We start from the raw sequence: 12459 nt of genomic DNA on the forward strand, positions 1-12459 counted from the left end.
GTTGAATCCTGTGTAAATTAGTGTCGGGATTGACTGTGACGCGAGACCTTCTGCACTTCTGACATGGTTCTGATCTTCTTCATAATTCGCGCCAGATGCACGCGGTTATGTGTCGTTAATTCAATATCGATGAAATAAATATTACTTTCTTTTTCTTCTGTCTGGAGCCCAATAATGTTGGAATCGCAGCTGGAAATCATATTGGTCAGATTCGCCAGTGTACCCTGGTGATTGTACAGTTCAATACGCAGCGAAGCCTTAAATTCGCCCTGTGGCGTATCGTCCCACTGCATGGGAAGCACACGCTGAGGCTCTTCTTTAGCCAGTTTACGGATATTTTTACAACCCGTCTGGTGAATCGTCATGCCACGGCCGGGGCTGAGTACCGCCACAATTTCATCATCAGGAATGGGATGGCAGCAGCGGGCGTAGTGCACCAACAGGCCTTCTGTACCGCGGATAGCCACATTGCCTTTCTTATCCGGGATCTCTGCCGATTCACCCAACAGGCGCCGGGCAACAATGGCACTCAGTTCATTACCCAGACCAATGTCTGTCAGCAAGTCTTCGAAGGTTTGATGTTTGGTTTCCGCAACCACACGGTCGATATCTTCCTGACTGATATCATCCAGTTTCGCTGTACCGAGCGCATGACGAAGCAGACGGTTACCCATATTCACCGCTTCCTGCGAATGCTGTCTGCGCAGATACTGGCGGATGCGGGTACGGGCTCGGGCGCTGACCACAAAGTTCAGCCAGTTAGCATTCGGCTTGGCTTTCGGCGAGGTAATAATTTCTACCGTCTGGCCGTTTTCCAGCGGCTTACTCAGGCTGTAGTTACGACGCTCTACCCGCACACCCACGCAAGTGTTACCAATGTCCGAGTGAACAGCATAGGCAAAATCTACGGCAGTGGCGCCCATGGGCAGCTCGATAATACGGCCGTCCGGCGTGAATACGTAAATCTCTTCAGGGAATAAGTCTGTTTTCACCGACTCGATAAATTCAAAACTGGAACTGGCGCTCTGCTGCAGTTCAAGTAGTGACTGCATCCATTTACGGGCACGAAGCTGGGCAGTTGTGTCACTGTCACCCGGTTCTTTGTACAGCCAGTGGGCTGCGACCCCTTTATCTGCCATCTGATCCATGGCCAGCGTGCGTATCTGTACTTCCACCGGAATACCGTGAGGACCAATTAACGACGTGTGCAGCGACTGATAACCGTTGGTGCGCGGAATCGCGATGTAATCTTTGAAGCGTGTTTCGATGGGCTTGTACAGGCTGTGCATGGCACCCAGCGAGCGATAACAGTTGTCCACACTTTCAACCACAATACGGAAGGCATAGATGTCCATTACTTCGTTGAACATCAGCTCCTTGTTCTTCATTTTGCGGTAAATTGAATACAGATGCTTTTCGCGGCCGATGACATCGCCTTCAATTTTGTGCTCGCCGAGACGGGTAGCCAGTTCCTGACGGATGTTATCGATAATTTCTTTGCGGTTACCGCGGGCTTGTTTCACCGCAGACTTCAGGGCACGGTGACGCATGGGATACATGGCCTGAAAACCAAGATCTTCCAGCTCGTTCTTAATATCGTGGATACCCAGACGATGGGCAATCGGCGCATAGATTTCCAGCGTCTCACGGGCAATACGGCGTCGCTTATCGGGACGCAGCGCCCCTAACGTACGCATATTGTGAGTGCGATCGGCCAGCTTGATGAGGATCACGCGGATGTCCTGCACCATCGCCATCATCATCTTACGGAAGTTCTCTGCCTGTGCTTCCTGCTTGCTGCTGAACGCAATTTTGTCCAGCTTACTTACCCCTTCCACCAGCTCGGCAACAGTATCGCCAAAGGCTTCAGCCAGATCTTCCTGGTTGTAGTGGGTGTCCTCAATCACGTCGTGCAGCAGCGCAGCCATCAGCGTTTCGTGATCAAGATGCATATCAGCCAGAATACCGGCCACAGCAACAGGGTGAGTAATGTAGGGATCGCCACTGGATCGCATCTGTCCGTCATGGGCTTCATGAGCTAAAACAAAGCTGTCCTGTACCAGCTGAACCCGTTCTGCTGACAGATACTCAGAGATTTTTTGTTTTAAACCCTCGAATAAATACACGTGTAGACAACTTTCCTGCGAATAAAGCCAATAGAAACAGAATAATGAAGTATTGTAGGGAATGCCAATAGCAAAACGCCAGTGAACCCGATTAAAAGCTCACTGGCGTTTGTATAGTCTGAATGACAGCAGCGATCCGCTGATTATTGCTCAGACAGGATGTTCGCTACAGAAGCGAAATCCGCGCTTTCTTGTCTTTCCTGATCACGCAGATCATCTTGATCCAGCGTATCGGCAGTAACCAGGCCTTCTTCGATTTCGCGTAAAGCGGTAACCGTCGGCTTATCGTTTTGCACATCAACCTGTGCTTCTTTACCTTCGGTTGCCAGCTGGCGAGCACGTCGTGCTGCAACCAGTACGAGGTCAAAGCGGTTACCAACTTTATCAACGGCGTCTTCTACGGTTACGCGTGCCATGTATCTCTCCGAAAATGAATAAAAGCGTAAAACTCAAAATGGCCGCGCAGTATACAACACATGCCTTTCAAGTCCTAGTATTTTGTAGGTTTAATCAGCAAGATCTTTTACGATCCCACCAGATCTGCAATCAGTGCTTTGTGACGTAGTTGCTGCTTAACAGTACGCTGGCGCCTGGAACACACAATGGCTTCTAATTCTGCCAGCGCCACAGAGAAATCATCATTCACCAGTACGTAGTCAAATTCAGCATAATGAGACATCTCAGATACCGCTTCCTGCATGCGTCCTTCAATAACGCTGTCTGAGTCCTGCCCGCGGTTTGTCAGCCGTTGGCGCAGCACTTCTGTAGAAGGCGGCAGGATGAAAATGCCACAGGTATCCGGCATGATTTTTTTCACCTGACGGGCACCCTGCCAGTCGATATCTAAGAACACATCAATACCGCGGTGCAAAGTTTGCTCAATGGTCACACGGGACGTGCCGTAGTAGTTACCGAACACCTCAGCATATTCGAAGAACACGCCCTGCTCGATGAGTGCTTCAAACTGCTCATGACTGACAAAATGATAATGTACGCCGTCGACTTCTCCGGGCCGTGGCTTACGGGTGGTGTGAGAAACTGACACCTGCATGGGATATTGTTGATTTCCGTCATGCTTTTCCAGCAATGCTTTAATTAAACTGGACTTTCCCGCACCAGAAGGGGCTGCGAGAATAAACAAATTACCAAGTAGAGAAGCCATAATCTTGCTTTTTGTCATCATGTTGTGGTGATTTCAGACGGCAATGGTAGCATAGCGCTAAGAATTGAGTAACAGAAGCGACATTATGAAAGAAGCCTTATTACCCTACGTAGAAGCAAATACGGGTGACAACCCGCAGGCTTGTGTTATCTGGCTGCACGGTTTAGGTGACTCCGGACACGGCTTTGCCCCTATTGTCCCCGAACTGCAGATACCGGCGGCTTTACCAGTACGTTTTCTGTTTCCTCATGCGCCGGAGCGTCCGGTAACCATCAACGGCGGTATGCGTATGCGTGCCTGGTACGACATTAAAACCATGGATCTCGATAACCGCGCTGATGAAGCCGGCGTCATCGAATCTGCAGAGAGGGTAAATGCACTACTTGAAGCCCAGCATGCAGCCGGCTTCCCGTATGAAAAAATGGTGCTGGCCGGCTTTTCTCAGGGCGGTGTGATTGCGCTGCATCTGGGCACCCGTCTTCGGCATAAAATAGCAGGCATCATGGCGCTGTCTACCTATATGTGCAAACCGGGCAAGCTGGCGGAAGAAGCCAGTGACGTAAACAAGTCTACGCCGGTGATGGTGGCCCATGGCATCCATGACGAAGTGGTGCCTGCTTCGCTGGGCAAAATGGCTCATACCGCACTTGAAGACAATGGTTTTTCAGCGACTTGGCAAACCTATCCTATGCAACATAATGTATGTGTACAGGAAATTCAGGATATCAGCCGCTGGCTGCAAACTGTGCTCGACTAAGCTTTTCAGGATTTACCCATGAGTGAACAACCCGTTTCCCGAACTACCGTCCGTATTGCCACCCGCAAAAGTGCGCTGGCCTTATGGCAGGCAGATTATGTCAAAGAACAACTGCTGATGGCCCACCCCGGCCTGCACGTAGAACTGGTGCCCATGAGCACCCAGGGCGATAAAATTCTCGATACGCCGCTGGCCAAAATTGGCGGTAAAGGCCTGTTTATCAAAGAGCTGGAAGTGGCCATGCTGGAAGGCCGTGCAGATATTGCGGTACACAGCATGAAAGATGTGCCGGTGGAATTTCCCGAAGGCTTTGGTTTACACGCTATTTGTCCCAGGGAGAATCCCTTCGATGCTTTTGTGTCGAATACCGCTACCAGCATTGATGATTTGCCTCAGGGTGCGGTCGTGGGCACGTCCAGCCTGCGCCGTCAGTGCCAGTTACGTAAATATCGTCCTGACATAAAGATTAAAGACTTACGGGGCAACGTGAATACCCGCCTCGCGAAGCTGGATAACGGCGAATACGATGCCATCATTCTCGCCGCCGCCGGACTTATCCGCCTGGGGATGCAGGACCGCATCAACCATGAATTGTCTCCCGAGCTATCTTTACCGGCGGTAGGCCAGGGCGCTGTCGGCATAGAATGCCGCAACGACGACATCGAACTGATTGCCCTGCTCGGTGCGCTCAACCACGCAGATACCGCAGACCGGGTTTTCGCCGAGCGTGCCATGAATACCCGTCTGGAAGGCGGCTGTCAGGTACCCATCGGCAGTTATGCCACGCTGGCCAACGACACCATCACACTGACCGGTATGGTCGGCAGCGTCGACGGCGCAACCTTACTGTATGCATCTGCAACCGGACATCGCGAACGGGCAGAAGCGCTGGGTGTGGAAGTGGCAGAATCGTTACTGTCACAGGGTGCCGGCGAGATCTTAAGCGCCCTGCACGACTAATCATTTAAACCTATGATATTGATTACCCGCCCTGAGCAGAAGCTGGCGAAAAGTGTCGCAGCCTTTCGCCTGGCGGGTATTTCATGTTCTGGTGTCGCCCCGCTGACCATCACTTCATGCGAAGAAGAACTTAGCCGTCTTGCACATCATCTTGCAACGCAGCCTGCAGATTACATCATCGTTACCAGTGCCTTTGCCGCGCAATTGTTATCTGCGTTGCCACTGTCAGCATTGCCCTCCCGCTGGTTTGCGGTAGGCACATCAACCGCCAGGATGATTGAGGAATATGGCCTGTCTGTAGCAGTGCCGGAGCAGCAAAATTCAGAAGGTTTATTGGCGTTATCACAACTCAATAGTGCAAACCGGCGACAAATCGTTATTATTAAAGGGCAAGGTGGTCGAACCACTTTACGGGACACGCTCTTATTGCAGCAAAACCACGTAGAAGAATTTGCGGTCTACCAGCGCCTGTTGCTGGAAAAACCTATACAAACAGATAATTGGCAGTGGCCACAGATTACAGGCATAGTGGCAACCAGCGGCGAAATGGCAGAGCAGCTGTTTCGCGTTTATGATACTAACATGTTGCGAAAGCAACGCTGGCTGACCGTCAGCGACAGAGTAGCAGCACAAATCAGCGCCTCAGGTGCAACGCAGGTTGCCGTTTGCAGTGACGCCAGTGACAACACGCTATGTGCGTGGATAAAGGAAAATTGGGAGTAAACCATGGCTGACAACGATAAACACAATACGGATTCCACACTGGTGTTGCCTGAAGAAAAAGACATCACGCCGTCGTCAACGGCATCCGGCAAAGACAAGGCCTGCGATGAAACTACTTCCAAACATCCGTCCCACGCCGGCTTATGGATTGTCATTATCCTCACCTTGTTGATTGCAGCCGGTACAGCAGCGGCGGGCTACTGGTTTTTGTGGCAAAAAGACAGTGGTCAGAGCGCACTGGCAGACGAGCAGTCGGCGCAAAAGGCAATACTGGGCAACCTGAACGATGAGAACGCACAACTCCAGCGTCAGCTCATCGAACTGGAAAAAAGTAAGCAAGCACTTGCCGGCACGGTGAACAGCCTGACGGAAAAAACAGAGTCCCTGCAACTGCAAACCGAACAACTGTTATCACAGTTAGGTGAAATGGAAGGCCGCCGCCCGTCAGACTGGTTGCTGGCTGAAGCGGATTATCTGGTACGCATGGCCGGCCGTAAAGTGTGGCTTGAACATGATACAGATACCGCAGTACTGCTGCTTGAAAATGCCGACCAGCGTTTAAAAGAGCTTTCCGATCCGTCAGTGATCCCGGTGCGCGGGCTGATTGCACAGGACATTCAGACACTGCGTCAGGTTAACCGCACGGACACCGTTAAACTTGCATTAACCCTGTCAGGTTTCCTGTCTCAGGTAGACGCGCTGCCGTTAAAAACCTTCACCCGTCCGGATGAAAATACAGGCAAGGAAGCGCTGTCTGAATCGGTAGACGACTGGAAAAGTAATCTGGCGAAAGTCTGGCATTCTATTGTTGACGATTTTATTTCAGTACGACGCACTGATGCGCCTGTTGCACCTATGATGACTGCTGAAGAAATGTGGCTGTACAAAGAGCAGCTTAAACTGCAAATCATGCAGGCACAGTCTGCTGCTATGAGCGGTGAAGACAATCTGTATCAACAGTCGGTTGCAAACGCTAAAGCCCTGCTGAATGATAAATTTGATACTGATGCACCGGAAATTAATGGCGCACTGTCTACCCTGGATGCCCTTGGTGAAGCCAACGTTCAGGAAAACCTGCCGGAAGAACTCAGTGCTATGGCACCGCTTCAACGCTTGCTGGAATCCCGCGTTAAAGCCGCTTACGGCAAAGGAGAGGCAGCACAATGAAACGGTTAGTTTACGCAATTCTGCTGGTTATAGCGGTACTTGCCGCAATGTTAATTGCGCCGCAGGTTATTGGCGACAAAGGCTATGTGCTGATTTCCATGGGTCAGTTACACATTGAAATGTCAGTTGTCAGCCTGTGTATTACCGTTTTTTTCAGTCTGCTGGCTTTGTGGATCATCTGGCGGTTACTTTCCCGCACTCTCGGGTTATTTAAAGGCTCAAGACAATGGTTTGGCGGACTTTCCCGCCGTAAGCGCCAGCGACGCTTTTACAATGGTCTTCAGTTAATGGTTGAAGGCGATTTCATCGCGGCGAAAAAAGCACTGCAGGATACCACTGACGGCGATTTCGACGGCGTGAATTTTCTGGCTGCTGCACAGGTGGCCAAGGCGCTGAACGAACCGGAACGGGTACGATATTTACTGGACCGCGCTGCAGAGTTTAACAACGCTAAAGTAGCCGCCCATGTTGCGCTGGCAAGACTCGACCTCGAACAGGGACACCAGCAGGATGCACTGGACAAGCTGAACGGACTGGATGAAAAAGCGCAGAAGAATCCGCAGGTTATCCGGCTTAAGGCCCGTGCTATGGGCGAACTGGGTCAGTGGCAGTCACTGGAAGAAGTTTTGCCCCAATGGCGCAAACCATTAAAAGACGATTACGTACTGTGGGCGCAGAAAATAGCGAAAGGAAAGTTTGCTGAAATTGCCAGTAAGCAAGGTGCCAATGCACTGAAGCAACACTGGGAAAACATGCCCCGCAAAGCCCGTGCAGACAACGCGTACCGTGCTGCTTACGCACAGCAATTGCTGGAACAGGGCATGCACAAAGAAGCAGAAACCTGCCTGGTTGAGTGGCAGAAGAAGGGCCCTGATCCGATCTTGCTTCCCTACATGGCACAAATCAGTATTCCTAATCCGGCAAATGCAATCCGCGCACTGGAACAGTGGATAAAACACGACGACACCAACCCTGTTCTGTTTTCCTGCCTGGGTCAGTTAGCACTGAACGCCGGCGACGACATACTTGCAGAGAAAGTGCTGCTAAAAGCCATCAAACTACATGAAAACCAGCAGGATCTTATCGCACTGGCAGAAATCCGTGAGCGCAAGCAGGATGCCACCGGCGCCCTTGCCATGTACAAACGTAGTATGGAAGTCAGTCAGAACGCGCTGGTGTAAATAATTCGTAGCGGAAAATAAAAGCCCCGCGCAGTCTTGCGATTCCGGCGGGGCAACATAAGAGAAGTAAACAGAAGCCTGCAATCTATAAAACAGGCTTATTCTGTGCCTTTAAAGCCTGCTTTATTTTGTTGCTAAATTCAGTTGCTCTTTTAACGATATCGCGCTCGTCTACAGTGAGAACATTCCTGTCTTTCATCAGCAGTTTGCCTTCCACAATGCTGTGCCTTACATTTGTCGCGTAAGCTGAATACACAAGCACAGAGTAAGGATTATAAACAGGCGTCATATTAGGCGATTTGGTATCAATCACGATGATATCTGCCCGTTTGCTTTTCTCCAGAGAGCCAATCTCATTTTCCATATTCAGCACTTTCGCACTGCCTGAGGTTGCCATTTTTATCACTTCGACGGCTGGCATATTAGTCCGGTCATTCGTCCACAACTTGTGAAGTTTAGCTACCTGATTAAACTCATCAATTAAGCTCAGTGTGTTGCCTGACATCGGGCCGTCAGTGCCCAGACCAACATCAACGCCCTGTTTCAGCATTTCTGTCACCGGCGCCACGCCTTTTGCTGATTTGATGTTTGCACTCATATTATGCGCTACACCAACATGATGCTTTTTAAGAAGGGCAATATCCTGATTGCTCACTCTGATGACGTGGGCCCCTATCAGATTATTGTTAAGCACACCGATACTTTCTAAATAGGCCACCGGAGATAATCCGCCACTGCGCTCAGCAATCACCTCCTCCTCCCTTTCAGACTCAGCAAGATGCGTCAGTACAGGCACACCGAACTCTTCAGAAAGTGCTGAAATTTTCTGCAAAGTGCCGGTGGTATTCGTGTATGGAGCGTGAGGCGCAAAAGCGGGAGTAATTCGCGGATGATCCGCATAGCTTTTAATGAATTTAACCGCATAATCAATCCCTTCTTCTGCGGTTTTAGCATCGGCCTGAGGGTATTGAATCACGGTTTGTCCTAAAACAGCGCGCAAACCAATTTCGTCCACAGCCTTTGCGACTTCATCTTCAAAATAGTACATATCCGCATAAGTGGTCACGCCACCTTTAAGCATTTCAACATTACCGAGCTCAGCACCTAACCTTACCATTTCACGGGAAACGAATTGCTTCTCAAGAGGAAACATATACTTATGCAGCCGGTCAGGCACATCATCACCCAGTGAACGCAATAAGGACATCGAGGCATGAGTATGTGTGTTGATAAACCCTGGCAAAACCAGATCACCGTCCACATCCAGGACAGTGCCGGCACGGTAATCTGATGCTTTTTCTTGTGGACCGACCGCCACGATACGCCCGTCTTTAACAGCCACAAAACCGGATTCATACTCTGTCAAAGCACTGTCCATAGAGAGGATATGCCCACGGGTAATAAGAATATCGACTGATTGCGCCGCTGATGCAGACAATGAAGCGCCGATAAGTGAGACAAGTGTAATAACGCGGGTAAATTTCATAAGAAAACACCTTACGGGGAGATGAAAAAGGTTGTACTGCTACGGGGGCTGACCCGGCAGTACAACCATCAGAGAGTGATCAACAGATTAGAATTTCACCTTAACGTCGGCTCCCCAGGTTCTGCCCTGATTCACCACACCGGCAAGGTTATTTATCGTCACGCCACCAATTAACGCTGTTTCATCTGTGATGTTACGGCCGTAACCTGCAACTTCCACATCATAATTGTCGACCATGAACAGGTAGCCAACCCGCACGCCGCCTTCAAGGTAAGGGTCCTGTCTCATTTCCAGTGCATCAATAAGTGAGAACCGCACTTCACTGGCATAGGACCAGTCGGTGTAGAGGTATAACTCACCATCGCCAAGTTCGGTGCTGTAGCGCATAGTGAAATTACCAATCCACTCAGGTGCCCGCGGAAGAGAAAGACCGTCAACGCTAATCAGCCCATTTTCATCCACCGGGTTCAACACTGTACAGAAACTACAGGTTGAGATAGCTACGTTCTCATCCTTAATTTCAGTGTTGTTGTAGCTGACCCCTAACGTTGTAAGCAGGTCAGAAGTGATAGCGTATTCGCCCTCAAATTCAAACCCGTAGCCTACTGTCTTATCAACATTAACTAACTCTTTGGCAGCCCCTTCATCAAAAGATGATTGAGCCGTTAACTGTTGATCGTTCATCTGGAAGTAAAACAGATTGAAGTTTACCCGTGCTGCATTGTCCAGCAGGTCTGATTTAGCACCCACTTCTACCGAGTGAATAACTTCTGAGTCTGCAACACTGAGTTTAGGGTCGCTGCCACTGACAACACGGCCCTGAATACTTGGTGCTCTGAACCCCTTTGCCAGCCTGGTATACAGATTAGTGTCATCCGAATACTGATACATTGCGCTCAAGTCCCAGCTGATAGCAGAATCTTTCGTGTCAGCATACATAGGGTCAAAAAACTCACCGTCGCTGGCGGTCGAGATGATTCGCTGAGAGAAATAGTCTTTCTTATCTTTAGAATACCGGATACCCGCAGTCACACTGGTTTTGTCATTGACTTCGTAATCACCGGAGGCGAACACAGCCCATGCATCAGTTTTCTGGTTCTGGGTCAGATACCGCTTTAAGCTGCCGTCTTCGTTGTAGTGGAAGGTGTCGATATCCAGATCTTCTGTGAAGAAGAACACACCAGCCTGATAATCAAACGCACCCAACTCGTTTGAAGCCATTCTCAACTCCTGAGTGAACTGGCTGTGGTCAGGAATACCGTCGGCACTTTCAACTGAGAAAGAAGGAACAGTGCCCAATTCGCCGGTGTAGCCGGAAGGATCAGCAAAACTACTTACCCGGTAACCACCATCGACATCGGCCTGTGAGTACATTTCCACAGTTTCATAGCCCGTTACAGAGGTAAACGTGTAATCAGTCGTGAAATATTCCAATTTCATACTTCCGCCCTCGGTTTTCACCGTTTGCGTAGCACGTTGCGCGGCATCGTGATAAACCACATTGCGGTCGAAACCATCAACGAAGTCGTTGGTTCCGGGCTTTATTGCACTGGCTCTGAACACCGTGGGCGTACCATCCAAATCACGGGTGTGGTAGTTAAATAACGCCGAGAACTGACTGTTTGGCTCGTAGAGCACCTGCACTTTGGCAGCTCGATCGTCATAACCGCCCAGAATATCGTTTTGTTCAAAACCCGGCGCACGGGTATCAATATAGTCTGAACGCGTCTGGTTAAGTAAAGACACACGCACAGACACAGTGTCTGTCAGGCCACCGCTAATAGCACCATGGGTAGACAATGTGTCCAGAGACGAATAAGACGCGCTGATATAACCTTCGAAATTCTGCGTAGGACGGTTCGAAGTGAACTTTACCAGTCCTGCAGGTGTGTTACGGCCAAACAACGTACCCTGAGGACCCCGTAACACTTCAACACTCTCCACATCAAAGACGGGGAAACCTTTTAAAAGCGGGTTCTCCTGAACCACATCATCAGTGATCAATGATACCGGCTGAGAGGCATTTACATCATAATCCTGATTGCCCAGACCGCGAATATAAAAGCGGGGGAAAGAACGGCCAAACGAAGATTCAATTTTCAGACTTGGAATGCGGGCTGACATGAAACGGATATCGTCACCGGCGGTCGACGCACTTTCAATCAGGTCACGCTTCATGACAGAAACGGAAACCGGTACTTCCTGTAAATTTTGAGTACGGCGTTGTGCGGTAACGGTAATGTTCTCAACCTTTCCCTTACTTGTTTTGCTAACGGCCCCGCTATTCGCTTCGGCTGACTGCGCAGAGGCGTCAGTAGACGCTGCGGGCTTTTTTCCCTCAACGGTTTCATCCACATTTTTCTTTTCAATAGCGATGGTTTTCTTATTGATATAGCGATAACTAAGCGCAGTCCCTTCCAGGAGCTTATTAAAAGCAGCTTCTTCGCTATACGTTCCGGAAAACGCTTCAGTTGTCAGGCCGTCTGCAACATTGGAGAAGAAAACAATCTGCTTTCCATATTGTTTTGCGATGCTCTGCAAAGCCCGGTCCAGCGGAACCTGCCCCACCGTAACCTGTAACTGCTCCTGATTTTCAATATTCTCTGCAGCAACGCCAAAGCTGCCGGCCAGTGACAGCATCACTGACAAGACGACTGGCTTCTTCTTAAATTTGGGGACACGAGTTCTCATGCTTGTATTTCCTATATCCGTACTACATATAATTATCATTGGCTTCGTTGCGAAGCCTTTATTTATGCGGGCAGAAAACCCACTAATAAATAAAGAGTGTGAAAGTGCTGGATTTAGGTACTTATTTTTTTTATCTTGAAACTTCCGCGAAGTTTTAATCTGATTTTGATAAGTATTAATTCATCTTCCCCTCTGAATTCCGGCAC

General features: G+C 49.7%; 10 protein-coding genes. 5 read left to right on the forward strand and 5 right to left on the reverse strand.

The window, feature by feature from the left end; all coding sequences use genetic code 11:
* Positions 1-17: 17 nt before the first annotated feature.
* The 3 genes from spoT to gmk form a co-directional block, all read right to left on the reverse strand.
* On the reverse strand, positions 18-2126 hold the full coding sequence (gene spoT / locus ACXAGC_RS07335) for a bifunctional GTP diphosphokinase/guanosine-3',5'-bis pyrophosphate 3'-pyrophosphohydrolase (RefSeq protein ID WP_474843692.1): 2109 nt from the start codon (positions 2124-2126) through the stop codon (positions 18-20).
* Positions 2127-2269: 143 nt separating this feature from the next.
* Positions 2270-2542 (reverse strand): DNA-directed RNA polymerase subunit omega, encoded by a 273-nt coding sequence (gene rpoZ, locus ACXAGC_RS07340; protein WP_119499763.1) that lies wholly within the window; start codon positions 2540-2542, stop codon positions 2270-2272.
* 107 nt (positions 2543-2649) lie between these two features.
* Complete coding sequence (gene gmk, locus ACXAGC_RS07345; protein ID WP_474843695.1) at positions 2650-3288, reverse strand: guanylate kinase; 639 nt, start codon at positions 3286-3288, stop codon at positions 2650-2652.
* A gap of 85 nt (positions 3289-3373) precedes the next feature.
* On the opposite strand from gmk, the gene ACXAGC_RS07350 reads away from it, so the two are divergent.
* Genes ACXAGC_RS07350 through ACXAGC_RS07370 form a run of 5 tightly spaced genes read left to right on the forward strand, consistent with a single transcriptional unit; the run spans position 3374 to position 8076 of the window.
* Positions 3374-4045: an alpha/beta hydrolase gene (locus ACXAGC_RS07350; RefSeq protein ID WP_474843697.1), complete on the forward strand. Its 672-nt coding sequence runs from the start codon at positions 3374-3376 to the stop codon at positions 4043-4045.
* 18 nt (positions 4046-4063) lie between these two features.
* A complete protein-coding gene (hemC, locus tag ACXAGC_RS07355; RefSeq protein WP_474843699.1) occupies positions 4064-5005 on the forward strand; it encodes a hydroxymethylbilane synthase in 942 nt (313 codons plus the stop codon).
* Positions 5006-5017: 12 nt separating this feature from the next.
* Complete coding sequence (locus ACXAGC_RS07360; RefSeq protein ID WP_474843701.1) at positions 5018-5728, forward strand: uroporphyrinogen-III synthase; 711 nt, start codon at positions 5018-5020, stop codon at positions 5726-5728.
* Between the two features lie 3 nt (positions 5729-5731).
* Complete coding sequence (locus tag ACXAGC_RS07365; RefSeq protein ID WP_474843703.1) at positions 5732-6895, forward strand: uroporphyrinogen-III C-methyltransferase; 1164 nt, start codon at positions 5732-5734, stop codon at positions 6893-6895.
* Positions 6892-8076, forward strand: a complete 1185-nt coding sequence (locus tag ACXAGC_RS07370) for a heme biosynthesis HemY N-terminal domain-containing protein (RefSeq protein ID WP_474843705.1) — start codon at positions 6892-6894, stop codon at positions 8074-8076. The genes ACXAGC_RS07365 and ACXAGC_RS07370 overlap by 4 nt, the downstream gene beginning before the upstream one ends.
* 85 nt (positions 8077-8161) lie before the next feature.
* Here ACXAGC_RS07370 and ACXAGC_RS07375 read toward each other — a convergent pair whose 3' ends face one another.
* Both ACXAGC_RS07375 and ACXAGC_RS07380 read right to left on the reverse strand, forming a co-directional pair.
* The gene (locus ACXAGC_RS07375; RefSeq protein ID WP_474843707.1) at positions 8162-9562 is read right to left on the reverse strand and encodes an amidohydrolase; all 1401 of its coding nucleotides are present in this window, start codon (positions 9560-9562) and stop codon (positions 8162-8164) included.
* An 87-nt stretch (positions 9563-9649) separates the two neighbouring features.
* Entirely contained in the window at positions 9650-12253 is a 2604-nt protein-coding gene (locus ACXAGC_RS07380; RefSeq protein ID WP_474843709.1) for a TonB-dependent receptor, read from the reverse strand.
* Between the last annotated feature and the right edge of the window lie 206 nt (positions 12254-12459).

The sequence above is a fragment of the Alteromonas sp. AWJ4_197 genome, from assembly GCF_056160285.1.

Excerpts from the sequence above, each read along its gene's own strand:
- rpoZ (WP_119499763.1), bottom strand. The coding sequence starts at position 2,542 with ATGGCACGCGTAACCGTAGAAGACGCCGTTGATAAAGTTGGTAACCGC.
- gmk (WP_474843695.1), bottom strand. The coding sequence starts at position 3,288 with ATGGCTTCTCTACTTGGTAATTTGTTTATTCTCGCAGCCCCTTCTGGT.
- ACXAGC_RS07350 (WP_474843697.1), top strand. The coding sequence starts at position 3,374 with ATGAAAGAAGCCTTATTACCCTACGTAGAAGCAAATACGGGTGACAAC.
- hemC (WP_474843699.1), top strand. The coding sequence starts at position 4,064 with ATGAGTGAACAACCCGTTTCCCGAACTACCGTCCGTATTGCCACCCGC.
- ACXAGC_RS07360 (WP_474843701.1), top strand. The coding sequence starts at position 5,018 with ATGATATTGATTACCCGCCCTGAGCAGAAGCTGGCGAAAAGTGTCGCA.
- ACXAGC_RS07365 (WP_474843703.1), top strand. The coding sequence starts at position 5,732 with ATGGCTGACAACGATAAACACAATACGGATTCCACACTGGTGTTGCCT.
- ACXAGC_RS07370 (WP_474843705.1), top strand. The coding sequence starts at position 6,892 with ATGAAACGGTTAGTTTACGCAATTCTGCTGGTTATAGCGGTACTTGCC.
- ACXAGC_RS07375 (WP_474843707.1), bottom strand. The coding sequence starts at position 9,562 with ATGAAATTTACCCGCGTTATTACACTTGTCTCACTTATCGGCGCTTCA.
- ACXAGC_RS07380 (WP_474843709.1), bottom strand. The coding sequence starts at position 12,253 with ATGAGAACTCGTGTCCCCAAATTTAAGAAGAAGCCAGTCGTCTTGTCA.